Below are 22542 nucleotides of genomic sequence, written 5' to 3'. Positions count from 1 at the left end.
GTTGCAGGGTCGTGAAGCGGGGCCGGAGAGCCTTGACCGGGCACCGGGCGATGCCCATGATCGTGGCTATGACCGCGATGAATCTCCTCGTTCCGCGGCTTCGTGCCGGCCTGGGGTGTCCTGCCCCGGCTGTCCGCGCGTGTCGCTGACCGCAGCGCCAGCCCGTATCTCGTGCCAGGCTAGCGCAATCACCTGCGTGGATTTCCTTCCGCTCCGAGCGTAACTAACAGTGCACCCGCGACCGCTTCGCGCAGCCGCCCGCACCTCAGGCACCCATCGAAAGGGCCCCGCGATGACCTCCGCCGCTCCCGCCGCTCCCACGACTGCCCCGGACGCCACTGCCCCGGACGCCACCCCACCCGCCACCCCACCCGCCACCACTGCCTCCGCCACCACTGCCCCGTCCCCCGCCGCCCTCGGCGTCGACAAGGTCGGCGGCCGTATCGGGGCCGTGATCTCCGGCGTCCGCCTCGGCGGTGACCTGCACGAGGCCACCGTCGCCGTGATCCGCGCCGCCCTCCTGGAGCACAAGGTCGTCTTCTTCCGCGACCAGCACCACCTCGACGTCGAGGGGCACGAGGCGTTCGGGCGGCTGCTCGGGGAGCTCGTCGCGCATCCGACCGTGCCCTCTGTGGACGGCCGTTACGCCCTCGGCATCGACAACGACCACGGCGGCCGCGCCAACCAGTGGCACACCGACGTCACCTTCGTGCCCGCCTACCCGGCCTTCTCCATCCTGCGCGCCGAGGTCATCCCGCCCTACGGCGGCAACACCCTGTGGGCCAACACGGCCGCCGCCTACGCCGAACTCCCCGAGCCCCTGCGGGTGTTGGCCGACAGTGTGCGCGGTGTGCACACCAACGACTACGACTACGCCGCCAGCCGCCCCGGCGCGCCTTCCCGGGAGCTGGAAGAGCACCGCAAGGTGTTCACCGCCGTCAAGTTCGAGACCGAGCACCCGGTCGTACGCGTCCACCCCGAGACCGGCGAACGCACGCTGATCCTCGGGAGCTTCCTGCAGAAGCTCACCGGCTTCAACGGCCACGACTCGCGCGCCCTCATCGGTGTCCTCCAGGCGCACGTCGAACGCCCGGAGAACACCGTCCGTTGGCAGTGGCGTGCCGGGGACGTCGCCATCTGGGACAACCGCGCCACCCAGCACTACGGCGTCGACGACTCCGACGCCCACGAGCGCACCCTGCGCCGCATCACCATCGACGGCGACGTACCGGTCGGCGTGGACGGACGCCCCTCCACGCTCCTCGCGCCGCGGTCGGTGCCCGAGCCGACGTACGGCATCGCCTCCGGCGCCTCGACGAACGGAGTGCTCGCACAGGTCTGACCCGAGGGCCCGGCACGGTTCGCCACCGCGCTCCGCCCGACCTGGGCGGGGGTTCGCGGAGGCGGAAACGTGTGCAGGGGTGCGAGATCTCCCCAAGAGGGTGTTCAGGGGGCGCGCGGACGACATGCCCGCCCCCTGGACGCCCTCTTGACGCACGCCCGGGGCGGATCGACACTCCAGGGGGGAATCCTAGTGAACAGGTAGGGAAGCATGGGGCGCCATGAGTCGGGCAGCGGCCGAGTGAGCCGTACGTCGCCGAAATCCCCTCTGCTGACTTCCCGCCGGCACATCGATCTGCTGCGAATCCGCAGCGCGATCAGCCCCCTCGGCTGAACCCGGCCGCCCCCGACGACGCTTCCGCCGCGCGTACGTCTGCGCACCCGACACCCCCGGGGAGACCCATGTCCGTCACACCGCTCGCCACCGTTCGCCCCGTCCAGCCCGCCCCCGCGTTCCGGGGGAGGATCGGCCTGGATGCGCGCAGCGGGCACTACGCCGTCCCGCGCCGTTACCGGCTCCATCTCGCACCCGCCTGTCCGAGCGGCCTGCGCATCTCCGTCGTGCACAGCCTGCTCGGTCTTGACGACGTCTGTCCGATCACGTTCCTGGACGCGGTCCCCGACGGTCCCGACGGGGGACATTCCGTCCTGCGACCGCTGTACGAGGCGAGTGCGCACCGCTACGCCGGTCCGGCGGCCGGACCGGTGCTCAGCGACGACTGGTCGGGGCGGATCGTCAGCACCCACGCCCCCGACATCACCCGTGACCTGGCCCGGCACTTCGGCGGAGGCCGCTCGGCGCTGTACCCGTGCGGTGCGGAGTCCGAGATCGAGGCCGTCGAGCGGCTGTGCCGGCAGGGCATCGAGGAGGCCGCGCAACAGGCCGGCGCAGTGGACTCGGAGCCGGCAGCGCACGACGCGGCGCTCGACAAGCTGCTGGAGACACTGGGTTCACTGGACCGGTGGCTCGTCGAGCGGGAATACCTGATCCGGGATCAGATCACGGCCGCCGACGTCGAGTTGTGGGTTGCTCTGGTGCAACTCGACACCGTGCACCGGCACCACCTGGACGCCGCGACGGTGCACCGCATCGCCGGCCACCCCACCCTGTGGGCCTACGCCCGCCGCCTGACCGCCCACCCGGCGTTCGGCTCCCAGCTCGACCTCACCGGCATCACCCGTTGGCACCACGCCCGTTGCCGGGGCCTGGAGGCCGCCGGTGCGGCCGTGCAGATCCTGGACTGGGCGTCCCACGCCGCCCGCACACCCTGACCGTTCCGCCCGGTGGTGGCGGTGGCGGTACTGGTGGCGTTGGCAGTCGGTCCGGCGGTGGTCCCGCCTCCGGGCCACGGCCGGCCTGGTTCTGTCCGGTGGCCGGGCTCGCCGTCCCGTTCCTTGAAGACCACGACCAGGGCCTCGCTCTCGTCGACGCAGAGGTCAGTCGGTCACGGCGTCGACGAGAGCGGCCAGCGCCTCCGCGAGACGGTCGAGTCCAGGTCCCGCGGGACCGCCCGGCTCGCTCATGTACGTGTCCCGGCGGATCTCCACCATCAGCGCGCTCACCCGTGGGTCCCTGCCGTAGAACTCCAACGGCACGTACGCCCCGCCGAACGGGCTGTCGAGCCCGACCTTGCCACGTCCCGCGAAGGCGTTCCGTGCGGCGGCGAGCAGCTCCGGCGGGGTGTGGAAGGAGTCGGTGCCCAGGCAGACGGGCGGCCGGGGCCCGTGGCCGTGCAGCTCGTAGGGCAGCGCCCGGGTGGGATACGAGTGCACGTCGATGATCACGACCCGCCCGGCGGCAGCCAGCCGTTCGGCCACCGCTTCGGTCATCGCGGCGGCGTACGGCCGGAAGTACCGCGCGAGCAACGGCTCGGGGTCGGTGTCCACGGGCCGTAGCGGCTCGCGATGCGTGGTCCGCGTGTACACGGCCCCCATCCCCACGGCGAGCATCTCCTCCCGCTCGTCCGGAAACCGCTCCGGATCCACGGCCAGCCGTGAGAGCCGGTTGACGAACCGCCAGGGGGTGACGCCGGACAGCTCGGTCGCTGCCTCGGCGATCTCCGCGGTGTGCGCGTCGACGATGTGGTCGAGCTCCCGCTCCAGGGCCTCGTCGTCGAGCACGATGCCGGCGCGTACGTCGTCCGGTATCTCCCGTGCGGAGTGCGGCACATGCAGGATCACCGGCGACTTCCCGGCACCGGACAGAAGCTCGAAGGACGGTGCGGCAGACGTCATGGGGCTGCTCCCGGGGCGTTGTCAATGAGTGGATGGCGTGCAGGCTCCCGGAGGGCTTTCGGGTGAACCGCTCCGGTAGGTCTCGAACCGGTGGTCCGGGTGTTGGGGACGGTACCCGTCCGACAGGCAGATGCGCAGGCCCGGGCGAGCCGACTGAAGCCCAGCCAGGGACAACTTGTCCGCGGTTAAAGTCGGCCTTCATCCAATTCTCGGTTCGCGCCAGGATTGGTGTGTCGAACAGGGGAGGTCGGACGATGGACCGGGCGTTGCTGGCAGATTTTCTTCGCGCGCGTCGTGCGGTGTTGCAGCCGGAGGATGTCGGGCTTCCTCGTGGGCAGCGGCGCCGCACCGGTGGGTTGCGGCGCGAGGAGGTGGCGGCGCTGGCTGGTATGTCGGCCGACTACTACAGCCGGATCGAGCAGCAGCGTGGTCCGGCACCGTCGGAACGGATGCTCGTTGCGCTGGCCCGGGCGTTGCGGCTCAGCCTGAGCGAGCGTGACCATCTCTTCGTCCTCGGCGGGATCCCGGCGCTTCGGCGGATCGTACGTGATGACCATGTCGGTCCCACGATGATGCGGATCGTCGCCGGCCTCTCGGACGTGCCCGCCATCGTGCTGTCACGGTTCGGTGAGGCGTTGCTGCAGACGCGTCCGGCGGTTGCGCTGCTCGGCGACTTCACCCGGTACTCGGGTCTGTCCCGGTACCTGGTCTACCGCTGGTTCACCCATGACCCGCAGGTCCGCGGCCTGTACCCGGTGGAGGATCATTCGCTGCGGGGCAGGGTTTTCGCCGCGGAGATCCGGGACGCCTACACGGCCGATCCCACGGGGAAGGCCGGTGAGATCGTCGCGGCTCTGCTCGAGGTCAGTTCAGAGTTCGCGGAGATCTGGCGGTTGCACGAGGTGGGGGTGACCCATCACCACGACCTCAAGCGCTACCTGCACCCCGAGCTGGGGGAACTGGAGCTCTACTCCGAGATGCTGGTGGATCCCGAGCAGTGCCAGCAGCTGCTGGTCTTCACCGCCGTGCCCGGTTCCCCGAGCCAGGGCAAGCTCCAGATGCTGTTCGCTGTCGGTCCCTAGCGGCAGTCGCCGCCCTCTCACCCTGTAATGCCGCTTCGAAACCGGAGTGTCCTGCACCCTCCCAACGCTTCAAAACTGAAGCACATTGCGTGGAGCGACGTTGAGGTCGCGTCTCCCGGCCGACGGTCGAGCCGGCGCGGGACTCCAGACGGCCAGGTCTCCTGCACCGTCCAACGGCGAACCCTTGCCCGCCAAACCCGGAACTTCTGGGTCCGCTGACTCCACGAATGACCAGAGCAGACCCAACCAGCCAAGAAGGCAGGACAGCCATGTCACTCAGTTTCGACCCCGAGTTCGCCCAGGTGTTCGCCGCCATGGCCGAGGCCATGGCGGGCGCCACCCCTCCGCCGGTCGGCGACGTCGCCGCGCGCCGCGCCATGTGGGAACCGATCATCGGTGCCGCCTCGGCGGCCCAACCGGTCCCGGCCGACGTCACGACCACCGAGTACTACGCGACCGCCGACGACGGCACGAAGATCACCATGCGCTGGTACGCCAAGACGGACGCCCCTACCGGTCCGGCCGCGCTGTTCTTCCACGGCGGCGGCTACATCTTCGGCCACATCGACCTGTTCGACGGCCCCGTTGCCCGCTACGTCTCCGCCAGCGGGGTGCCGATGCTGTCGGTCGAATACCGCCGAGCCCCCGAACACTCCCTCCCCACACCGGTCGAGGACGCGTACACCGCCCTGCGCTGGCTGCACGAGCACGCCGTCCAGCTCGCCGTCGCCCGCGGCGCCCGCGTCATCGGCACCGCCGGTCCGGCCAACCAGGAGTACGTGACCTCGCTCGGCGCCACCGCGCTGGTTTATGGAGAGGGTCTGGTCGAGCGGGTGCGTGCGCTCGCCCCCAACGGCGTGGACGCGGTGCTCGACGCCGCGGGCAAGGGCGCGCTGGAGGACTCCATCACCCTGCGCGGCGGCACCGACCGGATCGTCACCACCGCCGACTTCCGGGCCCGCGAACTCGGTGTCGTCTTCGCCGAGGGCCCGGCGCGGCGCTCGGCCGCCCGGCTGGCCGAACTGGCCCGGCAGGCCGCCGACGGCACACTGGCGATCACGGTCGGCGCGACCTACCCGCTTACCGACGCGGCCAAGGCCCAGCAGGCCAGCGACGCCGGCCACAGCCGCGGAAAGCTCGTCCGCACCGTCGGCTGACCTCCTCCCGCGGGGGCCGGCCCCGCGCGGCCGCCGGCAACCAGCCGGTCCTCTCCTTCTCCAGTCAGTCCGTATCCCCGCGATATGCGGATACGCCGTGTGCGGCCCACACCGTCCCCTGCTTTGCCCATGTCCCCCCCTGTGTCCCTCCCTCACCGAAGGTGAACGCCCGCTTCACACGGTGCGCGGTCGCACGCACAAACTCACAGCACCACCAGTCAAGTTCAGGCCTGCGAGTCAGAGCACCGGGATTCTCTCCGGGGGCGATTCCCGACCCTTGCCCCGCTCCGCAGGAGTCCGATTCCGCGCCGGCCCGAAGGCCGGAGTTTCCTTGGAGGTCTCCGATGACCATGGCCTATCTGGCGCAGCCCGAACAGCAGCAGAAGCTCGAATGGCACGACGGGGGAACGTTCTCCGTGCTGCTCGACAAGGAAGCCACTGAGGGCAAGCTGACCGTGGGCCGCTTCGACGTCGCCAAGGGCGAAGCCCCGCCGTTCCACCTGCACACCCGCGAGGACGAGGTGTTCATGCTGATCAAGGGCACGGCCCCGGACGTGCCTCCGGCCCCGGACATGCCTCCGCCCCGGACGGGCAGTTGCTGGTGCCGGCCGGGGCGGAGTCACACACGGGCCCCTCAGGGGGCAGGGGCGTGGCGTCAGCTCAGGGACGCCAGCGCCTCGGTCCACGTGGTCGACGGGCGCATGATCGTGGCGGCCTTGGCCGGGTCGGGCTGGTAGTAGCCGCCGATGTCGGCCGGCTTGCCCTGGACGGCGTTCAGCTCGTCGACGATCTTCTGCTCGTTCGCCGCGAGGGTCTCGGCGAGCGGGGCGAAGGCCTTGGCCAGGTCGGCGTCGTCGGTCTGCCGGGCCAGCTCCTGCGCCCAGTACAGGGACAGGAAGAAGTGGCTGCCGCGGTTGTCGATGCCGCCGACGCGACGGGTCGGGGACTTGTCCTCGTTCAGGAAGCTCGCCGTGGCGCGGTCGAGGGTGTCGGCGAGGACCTTCGCGCGGGAGTTCCCGGTGAAGTCGGCGTACTGCTCCAGGGACGGCACCAGTGCGAAGAACTCGCCCAGGGAGTCCCAGCGCAGGTAGTTCTCCTTGACCAGCTGCTGGACGTGCTTCGGCGCGCTGCCGCCGGCGCCCGTCTCGAACAGGCCGCCGCCCGCCATCAGCGGGACGACCGACAGCATCTTGGCGCTGGTGCCCAGCTCCAGGATCGGGAACAGGTCGGTGAGGTAGTCACGCAGCACGTTGCCGGTCACCGAGATGGTGTCCTCGCCGCGGCGGATGCGCTCCACCGACAGCTTCGTGGCCTCGACCGGGTTCAGGATCCGGATGTCCAGGCCCTCGACGTCGTGTTCCGGGAGGTACGTGTTGACCTTGGCGATCAGGTTGGCGTCGTGCGCGCGGGTCTCGTCCAGCCAGAACACCGCAGGGTTGCCGGTGGCGCGGGCGCGGGTGGCGGCCAGCTTCACCCAGTCCCGGATCGGGGCGTCCTTGGTCTGGCAGGCGCGGAAGATGTCACCCGCGGAGACCGTCTGCTCGATCACCACGTTGCCCGCCTGGTCGACGAGGCGGACCGTGCCGGTGGTCGGGATCTCGAAGGTCTTGTCGTGGCTGCCGTACTCCTCGGCCTTCTGCGCCATCAGACCGACGTTCGGGACCGAGCCCATCGTGGACGGGTCGTAGGCGCCGTTGGCGCGGCAGTCGTCGATCACGGCCTGGTAGACGCCGGAGTAGCTGGAGTCCGGCAGGACAGCGAGGGTGTCGGCCTCCTGGCCGTCCGGGCCCCACATGTGGCCGGAGGTGCGGATCATGGCCGGCATCGAGGCGTCGACGATGACGTCGGACGGCACGTGCAGGTTGGTGATGCCCTTGTCGGAGTCGACCATGGCCAGCTCCGGGCCCTCGGCGAGCTCGGCGTCGAAGGCGGCCTTGATCTCGGCGCCCTCGGGCAGCGACTCAAGGCCCTTGTGGATGCCGCCCAGACCGTCGTTCGGGGTGAGGCCCGCGGCCGCGAGCGTCTCGCCGTACTTCGCGAACGTCTTCGGGAAGAAGGCACGCACCACGTGACCGAAGATGATCGGGTCGGAGACCTTCATCATCGTCGCCTTCAGGTGCACGGAGAACAGCACGCCGTCGGCCTTGGCCTTGGCGATCTGTGCCGTGAGGAACTCCCGCAGCGGGGCCACGTGCATGACGGAGGCGTCGACGACCTCGCCCTCGAGGACCGGCACCGACTCGCGCAGGACCTTGGTGGAGCCGTCGTCGCCGACCAGCTCGATCCTCAGCGAGCCGGCCTCGGAGATCACCACGGACTTCTCGGTGGAGCGGAAGTCGTCGACACCCATCGTCGCCACGTCGGTCTTGGACTCGGGAGTCCAGGCGCCCATACGGTGCGGGTGGTTCTTGGCGTAGTTCTTGACCGACCCGGGGGCGCGGCGGTCGGAGTTGCCCTCGCGCAGGACCGGGTTGACCGCGGAGCCCTTGACCTTGTCGTAGCGGGCCTGGATGTCCCGCTCCTCGTCGGTCTTCGGGTCGTCCGGGTAGGCCGGCAGCGCGTAGCCCTGGCTCTGCAGTTCGGCGATCGCGGCCTTCAGCTGCGGGATCGACGCCGAGATGTTCGGCAGCTTGATGATGTTCGCCTCGGGCGTCTTGGCGAGTTCGCCGAGCTCCGCCAGGGCGTCCGGGATCCGCTGGTCCTCGGTGAGGTACTCCGGGAACAGGGCGATGATGCGGCCGGCCAGCGAGATGTCACGCGTCTCCACGGCGACACCCGCCTGCGCGGCGTACGCCTGGACCACCGGCAGGAAGGAATACGTCGCCAGGGCCGGGGCCTCGTCAGTGTGCGTATAGATGATGGTCGAGTCAGTCACCGGGTGCTCCGCTCCACGTCTGCAACATTGCTCGACATCAAGATATCTCCTGACCGACCCGGTCTCGACAGCGGTCCTCACCAGCTTCCGGCGATCTCGTGCATCCAGTCAGGCGACCCGTGCGTCTGACCTTGTGGTCATGCACGGTGATCACCCTTTGACCGACGGCCGCACCCGACCCGACCACCCGGCGCCGTGGCCGTGACGAGCCTGGTCGTGGCGTCGTAGGCCAGGTCCAGGCAGTACGCCCAGACGCGGTAGCCGTCGTTGCCGAGGCCGGGAAGACGGGGTCGCCGAGGGTCTCCGCGCCCGGGGAGGAGGCCGCCGGGGCCGCGTGAGCCGCGGAACCGACGGTCAGGGCCGCCGAGGTGCCGATCAGGGCGGTGGCCGGGGCCGCGCGGTCGCCTCCGAGATCTCCGGCAAGGATCTGTCCGGATTCCTGCGGGACAGGGTGTACGGCACGAAGCCCCGCGGATGCCCGGCCACCCGGACTGGACGGTCACGCCGGCGGCGTCGTCGCCCGTCGCGCCGAACGCCCGGACGCACGGGCACCACCACGACAACTCGGCCACGCTGTTGGGCTCAGCGGGCTAAGGGTCAGTCGAGCCGGGCGGAGGGGACTTCGCCCGGCTCGTTCTCCGCGCCGCGTTGCTGCGGAATGACCACCGCACCCTGCTGCAAGGCCACCGTGCGCGCGGGCGCCGGGATCCGGATGCCCTCGTCGTGGTAGCGGCGGTGCAGGCGCTTGATGAACTCGTGTTTGATCCGGAACTGGTCGCTGAACTCGCCGACGCCCAGGATCACCGTGAAGCCGATCCGCGAGTCGCCGAAGGTGTGGAAGCGCACCAGCGGCTCGTGATCGGGGAGGGCGCCGGTGATCTCGGTCATCACCTCGGTGACGACCTCGCAGGTCACTCGCTCGACCTGCTCCAGATCACTGTCGTAGGCGACGCCGACCTGGACCAGGATCGTCAACTGCTGCTCGGGACGCATGAAGTTGGTCATGTTCGTCTTCGCGAGCTCCCCGTTGGGGATGACGATCAGGTTGTTGGAGAGCGCCCGGACCGTGGTCTGACGCCAGTTGATGTCCTCGACGTAGCCCTCCTCGCCGCTGGCCAGCTTGATGTAGTCACCGGGCTGCACGGTCTTGGACGCGAGGATGTGGATGCCCGCGAAGAGGTTGGCGAGGGTGTCCTGGAGAGCCAGAGCGACGGCCAGTCCGCCGACGCCCAGGGCGGTGAGCATGGGCGCTATGGAGATGCCCAGCGTCTGCAGCACCACCAGGAAGCCGATCGCCAGGACCAGCACCCGGGTGATGTTCACGAAGATCGTGGCCGACCCGGCGACGCCGGAGCGGGACTGGGTGACCGCCCGCATCAGGCCGGCGACCACCCGGGCAGCCGCCACGGTGACCACGAAGATCAGCAGCACGGTCAGGGCCTGGTTGACCGTGTGCTGGACCGCGGAGGTCAGCGGCAGCGCCGCCGCGGCGGACGCGGCGCCGCTCGTGATCGCCACCCACGGCACCACCGTGCGCAGCGCGTCCACGATGAGGTCGTCGCCGCCCCAGCGGGTGCGGTCGGCGTGCTTGCCCAGCCAGCGCAGCAGCATGCGGAGCAGGAACGCCGCCAGCAGACCCGCGATCAAGGCGATGCCGGCGAGCACCAGGTCGTCCATGGTGAGGTCCCGCTTCACCGGTCACCTCCGGGGAGGACTGGTGCGGCGAAGACCTTCGCCGACGGCTGGATGTGAAGTTGCGTCACGTTGCCACCTGCTCGATTGCGGGATGTGCGATCGTGCCGGCCGTCGAGAGCCCCCGTGGTCGGCGCGACCGCTCATCCTGCCGTATCCGGCACGGGAGTTCGTACCGCGAGCGGCGCCGGACCGCCTGGTATCAGACGATTCCGTCGGCAGTGCGGCCAGTTCGGCCAGTTCGGCCAGTTCAGGTTGTTCGACCTGTTCCCGGTCGGAGTACGCGACCGTGGCAGGTGTGCCGTACGTGCCTCAGGCGATCAGATCACCTTCATCCGTACCAGGGCGCCCAGCGTCAACGCCCCCGGCACCAGGGGAAGCCAGACGGTGATGATCCGGAAGGCCAGGACCACGGCCGTGGCGACCACGGCCGGGCCGCCCGCCGCCACCAGGGCCATGACCAGCGCCGCCTCGACGGAACCGATCCCGCCGGGAGTGGGTACCAGCGCGACGGCGACGGTCGCCGCCAGATACGCCACCGCCATGTGCGCGGGCGGCACCGGCAGCCCCATCGCCTGCCCCACCGCGGCCAGTCCGGCCGCCTGCAGTGCCGGGAAGGCCAACGCGCCGCCCCACAGGGCGAACGCCCGGGCCGGCCGGGTGTGCACCGACCGGGCCTCGCCCAGCGCGGTCCGCAGGAAGGAACACGCGGCCGTCCGCAGGCGTCGTACGCACGCCAGCACGCCGACGGCGACCAGCAGCACCGCGCCGACGGCCGGCAGCAGCGAGCCGACCGCCCCGTCGGGAAGGAGGGAGCCCAGCCGCAACGCGTCCGGGAAGAGGACGAGCAGCGTGGCCAGCAGACTCAGCCGGCCGACCGTCTCGGCCAGCAGATACAGGGCGAGCGCGGCGGACGAGCGGGCGAGCGGCAGCCCGCACACCGTCATGAACCGCAGGTTGACCGCGCTCGCGCCCAGGCCGGTCGGCAGGAGATGGTTGGCCGCCCCGGCCGCGAACTGGGTGGCCAGCAGCCGGCGTTTGGGCAGGGACTCGACGACGGCGCCCTGCCGGGTCACGGAGGCGGCCACCCAGGTCAGACAGGTGGCACCGGCCGCGGCCAGCAGCCAGGGCCACTGGGCGTTCCGCAGATGGCCGAAGCCCTCGGCGAGCACCGACCGGTGCTGGACCGCGACGACGGTGACCAGCAGGAGCGGGAGCAGACACAGGATCTGGCGTACCCGACGGACCGGGACGCGACGGGGGAGTCGTCCCTGGGGGAGGTCGGGGATCTCGGGGAGGTCGGCGATCTCGGGGATCTCGGGGATGTGTACCGCTGTCACAGTAGGAGAGGTTTTCCACCCCGCACCAACTGCGGGTTGCGGAAGCGGGGACAGGGGCTTACGTACGGTCATCGGATCCTTCGCACCAGCGGACTGCGGGATTTGATTGACCCCAATCTTGCTTGAGGTTCTACGGTTCCTCTCATGAGCATGGAGACCACGGCCTGGACACAGCTGCACAGTGTCATGAACGCCGAACAGAAACGCCGCCCCCTGGCCCGCGCGACCCTGCGCCGTATAGGCGCTTTTGCCCGCCCGCACCGCCGCCCCATCGCGCGGTTCGTGGCCCTCGGGGTGGTGACCGCGCTGCTCGCCGTCGCCACCCCGGTCCTCGCCGGGCGCGTCGTGAACGCGATCGTGGCGGGCGACGACGAGAGCACGGTCGTCCGGCTGGCCCTGCTCATCGCGTTGATCGCGGTCGTGGAGGCGGCACTGGGCATCCTCGGCAGACGGCTGTCGGCGAGGCTCGGGGAGGGGCTCATCCTCGATCTGCGGACGGCTGTGTTCGATCATGTGCAGCGCATGCCGGTCGCGTTCTTCACACGCACTCGTACGGGAGCGCTCGTCTCCCGTCTCAACAACGACGTCATCGGCGCCCAGCGAGCCTTCAGCAACACCCTGTCCGGCGTGGTGAGCAACCTGGTCACGCTGGTGCTCACCCTCGTGGTGATGCTCACCATCTCCTGGCAGATCACCCTGCTCGCGCTGGTGCTGCTGCCGGTGTTCGTGATCCCGGCCCGGCGCATGGGCAGCCGGATGGCCCGTATGCAGCGGGAGGCGGCCGCGCTGAACGCGGCGATGGGCACCCGCATGACGGAACGCTTCTCCGCACCCGGCGCCACCCTGGTCAAGCTCTTCGGCCGGCCGGAGCAGGAGTCCGAGGAGTTCGCCGTCCGCGCCCGCCAGGTCCGGGACATCGGCGTACGGACGGCCACCGCCCAGTCCGTGTTCATCACCGCCCTGACCCTGGTCTCGGCCCTGGCGCTGGCCCTCGTCTACGGCCTCGGCGGCTGGTTCGCCCTGCGCGGCACCCTCGACCCGGGCGCCGTCGTCGCCCTCGCCCTCCTGCTGACCCGGCTGTACGCCCCGCTCACCGCCCTCGCCGGAGCTCGCGTCGAGGTGATGAGCGCCCTCGTCAGCTTCGAGCGCGTCTTCGAGGTGCTCGATCTCAAGCCCCTCATCGAGGAGAAGCCGGACGCCCGCGAGGTCCCCGACGGCCCGGTCTCCGTCGAGTTCGACGACGTCCGCTTCGGCTACCCCTCCGCCGACAAGGTCTCCCTCGCCTCCCTGGAGGAGGTGGCGTCCCTCGACACCCGGGGCGGCGCCGAGGTCCTGCACGGCATCTCCTTCCGCGCCGAACCGGGCCAGACCGTCGCCCTCGTCGGCTCGTCCGGCGCCGGCAAGTCGACGATCGCGCAGCTGCTGCCGCGCCTCTACGACGTCGACGAGGGCGCCGTCCGCGTCGGCGGCGTGGACGTCCGCGACCTGAACACGGGGTCCCTGCGGGGGACCCTCGGCATGGTCACCCAGGACGGCCACCTCTTCCACGAAACGGTCCGCGCCAACCTCCTCCTGGCCCGCCCCACGGCGACCGAGGAGGAACTGTGGGACGCCCTGCGCCGCTCCCGCCTCGACGATCTCGTACGGTCCCTGCCCGACGGCCTCGACACCGTCGTCGGCGAACGCGGCTACCGGCTGTCGGGCGGCGAGCGCCAGCGGATGACCATCGCCCGGCTGCTGCTGGCCCGCCAGCGCGTCGTCATCCTCGACGAGGCCACCGCCCACCTCGACAACACCTCGGAGGCGGCGGTCCAGGAGGCGCTCACCGAGGCACTGGCAGGCCGGACGGCGATCGTGATCGCCCACCGCCTCTCCACCGTGCGCGCCGCCGACCAGATCCTGGTCGTGGAGGCGGGCCGGATCGTGGAACGCGGCACCCATGAGGAACTGCTCGCCCTCGACGGACGGTACGCCCAGCTCTACCGCACACAGTTCGCCCACCGGCCGGGCGGCGTCACGGAGATCGCGCCGACGGACGTGCCGACCCACGACGCGCCGACGGACGTGCCGACCCACGACGCGCCGACGGACGACGTGGCGGTGGCCAACGTTCCGAAGGGCAACGTTCCGACGGACAACGTTCCGACGGACAACGTTCCGACGGACAACGGGGCGGTGGCCAACGCGGCGTTGAACAACGCGCCGACCGACGACGCGGCGGCGTAGACACGGACGCGCCACCGCCGTACACCTGGCGCGGCCGCCACTCTCTTCGTCGTGGCCAGGTGACGCCGCGCGGCGTGAACATCCTCGAAAGGCGTCTGACGGGCACCGGCCCAGGTCAGGCGCCTTTTGCGTGCTCCGGTGCGCTGCCGCCGCGCCGACCGTGGCGCGTGCGGACGGGTTCCAGCGCCTTGGATTCACCCTATTGACACATGGCTGAAACGCTACGAGTATCAGGGGCGTCGCGATTCACTAATGAATATATATTCGCACCCTTCGCACCCGGAAGGCCCGTCGCCCCCGAAGCGTCAGCGATCAAGGACACTCAGATGCTCAGCACAGACCCAGAAGGCGTCACCCGGTTCCGGGCCCGACGCCGGCGTATCGCCGAAGGAGATCCGGACGTCCGTCTCGGCGATCTCCGGCACTTGTCGACCGAGGTGCGGCGCAGCATCGTGCGGATGATCGACCGCGCTCAACTCGGTCACATCGGCGGTGACCTGTCGGTGACCGACATCCTCGTCACCCTGTTCGGGGGCGTCCTCGACGTCGATCCCGAGAACCCGCGCAAGCCCGACCGGGACCGGTTCATCCTCAGCAAGGGGCACTGCGCGGCGGCCCTGTACGCGACCCTCGCCCACAGCGGTTTCTTCCCGACGCCCGAGCTGGACACGTTCATGGCGCCGCTGTCCCCGCTCAACGGTCACCCCAACCGGCGGAAGGTACCGGGCGTCGAGACGAACACCGGACCACTCGGGCACGGTTTCCCCGTCGGTGTCGGCTGTGCCCTGGCGTCCAGGCTGTCGGGCTCCGCGTACCGCACGTTCGTCGTGCTCGGCGACGGCGAACTGCAGGAAGGCAGCAACTGGGAGGCGGCGATGACGGCCGCCCACTACTCCCTCGGCTCCCTGACGGCGATCGTCGACCGCAACCGCCTCCAACAGGGCGCCGGGACCGAGGAGACCAAGCGCCTGGAGCCGCTCGCGGACAAGTGGGCGAGCTTCGGCTGGGAGGTGCGCGATGTCGACGGACACGACCACGCGCAACTGCTGTCCGCCCTGAGCCCCTCCACGACCGGGCAGCCGGTCGCCGTGGTGGCCCACACCATCAAGGGCAAGGGCGTCTCGTTCATCGAGGACCGCGTGGAGTGGCACCACAAGGTGCCCGACGCCGCACAGGTCCACGCCGCGCTTGAGGAGCTCAGCCGATGACTGCCGAACTCATGCCCGATACCGCCCAGACCTACGACTGCCGCCAGGCGTTCGCGGACGCACTCATCGCCCTGGCCGCGGAGGACGAGCGGATCGTCGCCGTCTGCAACGACTCCGTCGGGTCGAGCAACCTCGTACGGTTCCGGGAGCTGTACCCGGACCGGCTCATCAACGTCGGGATCGCCGAGCAGGACCTCGTCGGCGTCGGCGCGGGACTGGCGATCGGCGGGTTCATCCCGTTCATCAGCGCGGCCGGTCCGTTCCTCACCGGCAGGGCCACCGAACAGATCAAGACAGACGCCGCCTACAACGGTCTTCCGCTGGTGCTCTGCGGTCAGAGCCCCGGCATGGCCTACGGGGAACTGGGCCCGACCCACCACTCGATCGAGGACCTGTCCTGGATGCGGGCCATCGCCGACCTGACCGTCGCCGTGCCGGCGGACCCGGCCCAGACCCGCGCCGCCGTGCGCTGGGCGGCCGCGCAGGACGGGCCGACCTATCTGCGCGTCCCGCGGTTCAAGGTCCCCTCGGTCACGCCGGAGGGCGCGTCGTTCGAACCCGGGCGCAGTGTCGAACTCACCGACGGGAACGACATCACCGTCATGGCCGTGGGGACGATGGTCTCCCGAGCCGTCGTGGCGGCCCGGGCGCTGCGGGCCGAGGGCATCGGCGTACGCGTGCTCAACATGACCTTCGTCGAGCCGCTCGATCTGGAAGCGGTTCTGCGGGCGGCCCGCGAGACCCGGGGCATCGTCACCGCCGAGGAGGCGACCACCACGGGCGGCCTCGGCGCGGCCGTGGCGAGTTTCGTCGCGCAGAACCACCCCGTGCCCATGCGCATCCTGGGTGTGCCCCGGCAGTTCGCGCCGACCGGAAGCGCCGCCTTCCTGCTGGAGCACTTCGGGCTGACCGCCGACGGTATCGCCGCCGCGGCGCGCGAGCTGATGGCCGTGAACCCGGACGGAGCGCGTGATCATGGCTGAGTCGATGAGTGCCGCCGAAGGCGTCGGCACCATGGGCGGGGCGGACGGTCCGCTCGTACTGGCGGTGGACCAGGGCACCAGCGCGACCAAGGCGGTCCTCGTCGACGTACGAGGAGACATCGTCGCGCTCGGATCCGCGCCCGTGGCCCTGTCCACCCCGGCACCCGGCTGGGTGGAACAGTCGGCCGAGGAGATCTGGCAGAGCTGTCGCCGAGCGGTCGCGCAGTGCCTGGACGGCCAGGACGCCACCCGGGTCGCCGCCGTCGGCCTCAGCACACAGCGCGAGTCGCTGCTCCTGTGGGAGCGAGCCACCGGAACTCCACTGAGCCCGCTGGTGAGCTGGCTCGACAAGCGCACCGCCGGGGACCCCGCCCTGCTGAGGGCCCTGGACTCCGCCGACCTGGTCCGCGACATCAGCGGCCTGCCGCTCGACCCCATGTTCTCGGCCCCCAAGGCCGCCTGGCTCCTGGACCACCACGACCCCGAGCGGCGGCGCAGCCGCGCCGGCGAACTCTGTCTCGGCACCGTCGACTCCTGGCTGCTGTTCAAGCTGGGCGGTGCCCACCTCATCGAGGTGGGCAACGCGGCCCGCACCCAACTGTTCGACGTGCACCGCCTCACCTGGGACGAACGGCTCATGCGGCTGTTCGACGTGCCGCCCGGGGTGCTTCCCCGCGTGGTGTCCTCGCAGGGTCCGTTCCCGCCGGCACGCGACCTCGCACCGCTGCCGGACGGTGTCCCCGTCACCGCGGTGCTCGGCGACTCGCACGCGGCCCTGTTCGCGCACGCCGGATGGCAGGACGGCACGGTCAAGGCGACCTACGGAACCGGATCGTCCGTCATGGCGGTCGCGCCCTCCTCGACCCGCCCCTCCTCAGGGATGTGCCTCACCGTCGCCTGGGACGTCGGCGAGCCGGCGTGGGCTGTGGAGGGCAACATCCGCTCCACCGGGGCCACCCTGACCTGGCTGGCCAAGCTGCTCGGCACCGACGTGTCCGCGCTGGCCTCCCTGGCCGCGGACAGCAGCGACGGTGTCGTCATCGTCCCGGCCTTCGGAGGGCTCGGCGCGCCCTGGTGGGACGACGAGGCCGTCGGCCTGATCAGTGGCGTCACGTTCGGCACGGAGGCACCGCAGCTCGTACGGGCCGCGCTGGAGTCGATCGCGTTCCAGGTCGAGGACGTCGTGGCCGCGGTGGAGCGGGACATCGGCCCCGTGGTCCGGTTGCTCACGGACGGCGGCCCCACCGGCAACCCGCTGCTGATGCAGTTGCAGGCGGACACCAGCGGGCGCGTCGTCGAACGGGCCCGGGCCCGCGATCTGTCGGCGCTGGGCGCCGCCCACCTCGCGGGGCTCGGCGGCGGTGTGTGGAGCAAGGCGGACCTGGAGCGGTTGCACCGCCCACGGGATGTCTACACACCGGACGAGAACCCCGACAGCAGGGCGGCCCGGCGTGCGCACTGGCACGCGGCGGTACGGCGGTCACGCCGACGGGCTTCGGACGACGAGGGCATATCCCACGCCGTGGCCACTGCGGAACCTCATGCCGTCCTCGGGGTCGGAACGCCGCCCGCGCCGTCACGGAAGCGGCCTCTCGTCGGCACAGGAGCGACGCGGCACGACCCCGCGCCCGGGCCGCGGCCGCACCCCTCGGACATCGGAGACGGATCATGACCGGGTCCGGTCGCCGCGGAGGAAGCCGTTTCCGAGGCAAGAGCGTCGTCGTCACCGGAGCCGCGGGCGGCATCGGCCTCGGGGTCGCCGCGCGGTTCGCCGCGGAGGGTGCCGACGTCCTGATGCTCGACGCGTCGCCGACCGTCGAGGAGGCGGCCGATCAGGTGGCCGAGCAGATGGCTGCGAAGACGGCCGAGAAGACGGCCGAGCAGGTGACCGAGAAATCGGCCGCCGAGAGCGCCGCCGAAGGCACCGTCGGCAGCGTGCTCGGTGTCCGCGCGGACGTGACCTCCGCCGACGACGTGGCCCGCGCCTTCGCGCTCGCGGAAGAGACCTGGGGCGGCCTCGACGTCCTGGTGAACAACGCCGGCGTCATCACGATCAGCCGACTGGAGGACCTGAGCCTCGCCGACTGGGAGAAGGTGCTGGCCGTCAACACCACCGGTACGTTCCTGTGCGCACAGGCCGCCGCCGGGATCATGCGCCGGCACGGACGCGGAGGGCGCATCCTCAACGCCGCCTCGGGACAGGCCCGCCAGGGGTTCGTGTACACACCGCACTACGCGGCGAGCAAGTTCGGGGTCGTGGGACTCACCCAGAGTCTGGCGAAGGAACTCGCGAAGGACCGGATCACGGTGAACGCCTACAGCCCCGGCATCGTCGGCAGCGACATGTGGGACTACAACGACCGCGAATGGGGCCGGCTGCTCGGCGACTACAAGCCGGGCGAACTCATGGCCGAGTGGATCGCCGGGATCCCGCTGGGGCGTGCCGGTACCCACGACGACATCGCCAACCTGCTGCTGTTTCTGGCCTCCGAGGAGGCGGAGTACATCACCGGCCAGACGATCAACGTCGACGGCGGGATGTTCATGAACTAGCGCGCCACCCGGCGCGATGGCGTCGGGCGCGACGACCTCGCCGGTCGACCGGACGCGCGGTTCAGAACACCCCTCACGAGTCGGATATACGTGGCATATCGGATACTCGGAGGTTTTGATGAGCACAACCAGCGACGCGGCAAGCGCCGTTGACGCACCACCGGACGAACGGCGCCTGCGAGCACGCTCCTGGGCGACCCGACTGCTCACGGGATCACGCGGTCCCGCCACCGGCCTGCTGGTCATGTGCGTCGTCTTCTACATAGCGACGCCGTACTTCCTCACCCAGAGCAACCTGCTCAACATCGTCGACCAGACGGCGATCCTGGGTCTGCTGGCCCTCGGCATGACCGCGGTGATCGTCACCGGCGGCATCGATCTGTCGGTCGGCGCGGTCCTCGCCCTGGCGACCATGGTGCTCGGCTGGCTCTCCCACGACCAGGGATGGCCGCTGTGGATCAGCGCCGTCGCCGCGGTCGGCGTCGCCGGAGCGTGCGGTCTGGCCAACGGGCTGGGCATCACCTTCACCAGACTCCCGCCGTTCATCGCGACCCTGGCGATGATGTCCGTCGCCCGCGGCCTGGCCAACGTGATCACCGACGGGCAGCAGATCGTCGGCTTCCCGGACTGGTTCGACAACCTCTCCACCAGCCGTTACGTCGGCATCTTCACCTTCACCACCTTCGTGCTGGTGGTGTTGTACGCGGCAGGGTGGGCGTACATGCGCTACCGGTCCGGCGGACGCGAGCTGTACGCCATCGGGGGCAGCTCCGAGGTGGCGCGGCTGGCCGGCATCAGTGTGCGGAAACGGACCGTACTCGTGTACACCGTGACCGGTCTGCTCGCCGGTGTGGCCGGGGTCTTCCTGGCGATGCGTCTGGACTCCTCGCAGCCGAGCGCCGGTACCGGCTACGAACTCGACACGATCGCCGCCGTGGTGATCGGCGGCGCGAGCCTCAGCGGCGGCGTCGGCTCCATCACCGGAACGCTCTTCGGCGTCCTGATCATCGGAGTGCTGCGCAACGGCCTGAACCTGCTGGGCGTTTCCCCGTTCGTGCAGCAGATCGTCATCGGTGTGGTGATCGCGCTGGCCGTCATGCTCGACGTACTGCGGCGACGCGACACGCGCTGACCACCCTGCGACGCGCTGCCACCGTACGACCCGCCCCCTTCACCCTCCCCAGCCTCACCCACCGCTCTCCCCAGCCTCACCACCGCTCACCCGAGGCTCACTAGTCGTTCTCCCCGAGGTCATCAACCCCCTTCCCCGAGCCGCCGGGACACTTCCCGAAGGAGTCGTTCTCATGAAGACCCAACCTGCGATAGCGGTCAGCATCATGGCCACCCTGGCGCTGAGCGCCACCGCCTGCGGACGAGGCGGGGACGCCGGAGCGTCCACGTCCGACGGCAAGCCGGTGACGATCGGGCTGTCCGTGGCCAACCTCCAGGCCGACTTCTTCAACCAGATCAAGCAGTCCGTCGAAGCCGAGGCCAAGAAGAAGGGCGTCAAGGTCATCGTCTCCGATGCCCGAGGCGACGCGGCCACCCAGGTCAACCAGATCCAGGACTTCATCAGCCGTCAGGTCAGCTCGATCATCTACATCCCGGCCGGCGCCACCGCGGCCGGTGTGCCGGTGAAGGCCGCGCAGCGCGCGAACATCCCCGTCGTCACGGTCGACCGCAACCCGCCCGACGTGCCGGGCAAGTCCTTCATCGCCACGGACAGCGTCGCGGCCGCCAAGACGCTCGGCGAGTGGGTGATCAAGCAGAAGGGTGGCAAGGGCCAACTGGCCATCCTCCAGGGCCAGATCGGTACCACCCCGCAGGTGGACCGGCAGAAGGGGTTCCAGCAGGCACTCGCCGGCGCACCCGGCGTCAAGGTGGTCTCCCAGCAGACCGCCGACTGGGCGCAGGACAAGGCGTACTCGGTCGCCCAGGACATGCTCCAGGCCCACCCCGGCATCGACATCATGTGGGGCCAGGCCGACGCGATGGCACTGGGCGCGGCCCAGGCCGCCAAGGGCGCCGGGAAGAAGCCGCTGATCGTCGGCTTCGACGGTGACTACGCGGGCATCAAGGCGGTCGCCAAGGGCACCATCGACGCCACCATGGTCCAGCAGACGCAGAAGATGGGCCGGATGTCCGTGGACACCGCACTGGACATCCTGAAGGGCAAGAAGGTCCCGGCCCAGCAGCTCCAGCCCGCCTTCCTCCTCACCAAGGACGACCAGGCGAAGGCCGCCCAGTACATCAAGACCCACCCCTGAACGCGGGGAGAACATCGCCATGACGGACATCAGCCGCCTCCCGGGGGACGAGGGCCACAACGGCCTCGTCGTCCGGGGAGTGTCCAAGCGTTTCGGCGCGACCCAGGCCCTCGACCAGATCGACCTCGACGTGCGCCCCGGCGAAGTGGTCGCCCTGCTCGGCGAGAACGGCGCGGGAAAGTCCACACTGTCCAACATCATCGCCGGTACGTTCCCCTCCGACACCGGCCACATGGTCTGGCAGGGGCGGCCCTACGAGCCGAAGTCGCCCGGAGACGCCATCAACCACGGGATCGGACTCATCCACCAGGAGATGCGTCTGCTGCCGGACCTCTCGGTCGCCGAGAACGTCTTCCTCGGCCGGTTGCCGGCCCGTGGGGGCCGCATCGACCGTGCCGAGATGAACCGGCGGGCGGAACAACAGCTGCGGCGGCTCGGCCTCGACATCTCCCCGACCAGGCCGGTGCGCACGCTGCGGGTCGCGGCGCAGCAGCAGGTCGAGATCGCCAAGGCGCTGACGCTCGACGCACGGCTCCTGATCCTCGACGAACCGACGGCCGCACTCGGCGGCGAGGAGACCGACCACCTCTTCGAGCGGATCGACGCCCTCCGCAACGAAGGAGTGTCGTTCGTCTACGTCAGCCACCGACTGGAGGAGATCGCCCGTATCTGCGACCGCATCGTGGTGATGCGGGACGGACAGTGCGTCGCCACCCATCCGACCGCACAGGTGCCGGTGCCGCAGCTCGTCGAGGAGATGGTGGGGCGCAGCATCGAGCGCATCTTCCCGGACACCGGAGCCCCCGGGGCGAACGAGGTCCTCCGGGTGGAGGGGCTCACCAACCCCTCCTTCCAGGACGTGTCCTTCAGCGTGCGCGAAGGCGAGGTGTTCGGAATCGCGGGCATCGTCGGCGCCGGCCGTACCGAACTGGTACGGGCCATCGCGGGCGTCGACCCGGTGACCTCCGGCACAGTGGCCGTCGGCGGCCGGGTGCTGCGGCTGCGCGGGCCGCGGGACGCCATCGAGGCGGGAGTGGCCCTCGTACCCGAGGACCGCAAGGGCCAGGGCGCCGTGCTCGACATGTCGATCGGCGACAACGTGGCGCTTCCGAACCTCGACCGGGTCGCCCGCAGGGGCTGGCTGACTCCCCAGCGCGTCACCGAGGTGGCCACCGACGCCATCAACCTCCTGACGGTGAAGGGACGGGCGAGCCAGCCGGTGCGGACGCTGTCCGGCGGGAACCAGCAGAAGGTGGTCATCGCCAAGTGGCTGGAACGCAAACCGAAGGTCGTCATCCTCGACGAGCCCACCCGCGGTATCGACGTCGGCGCCCGCGCCGCGATCTACGAGGTGATAGCGGATCTGGCCCGGTCCGGTATGGCGGTGGTCGTGGTCAGCTCCGATCTCGACGAGGTCCTGGGACTGTCCCACCGCGTGCTCGTCCTCAGCCGAGGACGCCAGCAGGGCATTCTGCCGGCGGAGGAGGCGACGGGCGTCGCCGTGATGCGCCTCGCCACGGCATGATGCAACGGGTGCCGTCGACTGGCCCGCGGTGGCCCCGACCCGCAGGACGGGCCTGCTG

17 protein-coding genes and 2 pseudogenes are annotated in these 22542 nt (G+C 70.4%); 14 read left to right on the top strand and 5 right to left on the bottom strand.

Features of this window, described 5'->3' with window-relative positions; translation table 11 throughout:
• The first annotated feature begins 292 nt into the window (after positions 1-292).
• Both M2271_RS34710 and M2271_RS34705 read left to right on the top strand, forming a co-directional pair.
• Complete coding sequence (locus M2271_RS34710) at positions 293-1342, top strand: TauD/TfdA family dioxygenase (RefSeq protein WP_280891402.1); 1050 nt, start codon at positions 293-295, stop codon at positions 1340-1342.
• Between the two features lie 401 nt (positions 1343-1743).
• A complete protein-coding gene (locus tag M2271_RS34705; RefSeq protein WP_280891401.1) occupies positions 1744-2613 on the top strand; it encodes a glutathione S-transferase C-terminal domain-containing protein in 870 nt (289 codons plus the stop codon).
• Positions 2614-2778: 165 nt separating this feature from the next.
• Here the strand turns inward: M2271_RS34705 and M2271_RS34700 are convergent, their stop codons facing one another.
• Positions 2779-3576: an N-formylglutamate amidohydrolase gene (locus tag M2271_RS34700; RefSeq protein ID WP_280891400.1), complete on the bottom strand. Its 798-nt coding sequence runs from the start codon at positions 3574-3576 to the stop codon at positions 2779-2781.
• 254 nt (positions 3577-3830) lie between these two features.
• Here M2271_RS34700 and M2271_RS34695 point away from each other — a divergent pair, with 254 nt between their 5' ends.
• From M2271_RS34695 to M2271_RS34685, 3 genes are all read left to right on the top strand, one after another.
• A complete protein-coding gene (locus M2271_RS34695; protein WP_280891399.1) occupies positions 3831-4658 on the top strand; it encodes a helix-turn-helix transcriptional regulator in 828 nt (275 codons plus the stop codon).
• A gap of 269 nt (positions 4659-4927) precedes the next feature.
• Positions 4928-5815, top strand: a complete 888-nt coding sequence (locus M2271_RS34690) for an alpha/beta hydrolase fold domain-containing protein (RefSeq protein WP_280891398.1) — start codon at positions 4928-4930, stop codon at positions 5813-5815.
• A gap of 344 nt (positions 5816-6159) precedes the next feature.
• Positions 6160-6552: a hypothetical protein gene (locus tag M2271_RS34685; protein ID WP_280891397.1), complete on the top strand. Its 393-nt coding sequence runs from the start codon at positions 6160-6162 to the stop codon at positions 6550-6552.
• Here the strand turns inward: M2271_RS34685 and M2271_RS34680 are convergent.
• Both M2271_RS34680 and M2271_RS34675 read right to left on the bottom strand, forming a co-directional pair.
• The gene (locus tag M2271_RS34680; protein ID WP_280891396.1) at positions 6471-8690 is read right to left on the bottom strand and encodes an NADP-dependent isocitrate dehydrogenase; all 2220 of its coding nucleotides are present in this window, start codon (positions 8688-8690) and stop codon (positions 6471-6473) included. The genes M2271_RS34685 and M2271_RS34680 overlap by 82 nt on opposite strands.
• Before the next feature lie 191 nt (positions 8691-8881).
• A pseudogene (locus M2271_RS34675) lies at positions 8882-9117 on the bottom strand (hypothetical protein); the annotation flags it as partial.
• On the opposite strand from M2271_RS34675, the pseudogene M2271_RS34670 reads away from it, so the two are divergent.
• Positions 9088-9284, top strand: a pseudogene (locus tag M2271_RS34670) (M1 family peptidase); the annotation flags it as partial. The pseudogenes M2271_RS34675 and M2271_RS34670 sit on opposite strands and share 30 nt — an antisense overlap.
• A gap of 3 nt (positions 9285-9287) precedes the next feature.
• Here the strand turns inward: M2271_RS34670 and M2271_RS34665 are convergent.
• Together M2271_RS34665 and M2271_RS34660 are read right to left on the bottom strand one after the other, a co-directional pair.
• Positions 9288-10385 (bottom strand): mechanosensitive ion channel family protein, encoded by a 1098-nt coding sequence (locus tag M2271_RS34665; RefSeq protein WP_280891394.1) that lies wholly within the window; start codon positions 10383-10385, stop codon positions 9288-9290.
• A 317-nt stretch (positions 10386-10702) separates the two neighbouring features.
• Positions 10703-11794: a lysylphosphatidylglycerol synthase transmembrane domain-containing protein gene (locus tag M2271_RS34660; RefSeq protein WP_280891392.1), complete on the bottom strand. Its 1092-nt coding sequence runs from the start codon at positions 11792-11794 to the stop codon at positions 10703-10705.
• A gap of 78 nt (positions 11795-11872) precedes the next feature.
• On the opposite strand from M2271_RS34660, the gene M2271_RS34655 reads away from it, so the two are divergent.
• The 8 genes from M2271_RS34655 to M2271_RS34620 all read left to right on the top strand — a co-directional run bounded on the left by M2271_RS34655 (position 11873) and on the right by M2271_RS34620 (position 22484).
• Positions 11873-13948, top strand: a complete 2076-nt coding sequence (locus M2271_RS34655) for an ABC transporter ATP-binding protein (protein ID WP_280891412.1) — start codon at positions 11873-11875, stop codon at positions 13946-13948.
• 326 nt (positions 13949-14274) lie between these two features.
• Positions 14275-15156: a transketolase gene (locus M2271_RS34650; RefSeq protein WP_280891391.1), complete on the top strand. Its 882-nt coding sequence runs from the start codon at positions 14275-14277 to the stop codon at positions 15154-15156.
• Positions 15153-16139, top strand: coding sequence for a transketolase C-terminal domain-containing protein (locus tag M2271_RS34645; protein ID WP_280891390.1), 987 nt, complete (start codon positions 15153-15155; stop codon positions 16137-16139). Before M2271_RS34650 ends, M2271_RS34645 begins: the two co-directional genes overlap by 4 nt.
• Positions 16132-17811 (top strand): FGGY family carbohydrate kinase, encoded by a 1680-nt coding sequence (locus M2271_RS34640; protein ID WP_280891389.1) that lies wholly within the window; start codon positions 16132-16134, stop codon positions 17809-17811. Before M2271_RS34645 ends, M2271_RS34640 begins: the two co-directional genes overlap by 8 nt.
• On the top strand, positions 17808-18692 hold the full coding sequence (locus M2271_RS34635) for an SDR family oxidoreductase (protein WP_280891388.1): 885 nt from the start codon (positions 17808-17810) through the stop codon (positions 18690-18692). Before M2271_RS34640 ends, M2271_RS34635 begins: the two co-directional genes overlap by 4 nt.
• 118 nt (positions 18693-18810) lie before the next feature.
• Complete coding sequence (locus M2271_RS34630; RefSeq protein WP_280891387.1) at positions 18811-19824, top strand: ABC transporter permease; 1014 nt, start codon at positions 18811-18813, stop codon at positions 19822-19824.
• Between the two features lie 172 nt (positions 19825-19996).
• Entirely contained in the window at positions 19997-20959 is a 963-nt protein-coding gene (locus M2271_RS34625; protein WP_280891386.1) for a substrate-binding domain-containing protein, read from the top strand.
• A gap of 19 nt (positions 20960-20978) precedes the next feature.
• Entirely contained in the window at positions 20979-22484 is a 1506-nt protein-coding gene (locus M2271_RS34620; protein WP_280891385.1) for a sugar ABC transporter ATP-binding protein, read from the top strand.
• Positions 22485-22542 lie beyond the last annotated feature (58 nt).

The organism is Streptomyces sp. LBL (assembly GCF_029893585.1).
In the GTDB taxonomy this organism is placed as follows: domain Bacteria; phylum Actinomycetota; class Actinomycetes; order Streptomycetales; family Streptomycetaceae; genus Streptomyces.
Note: the sequence above shows the minus strand (reverse complement) of the source record. Positions and strands in the feature narration are given on the sequence as shown.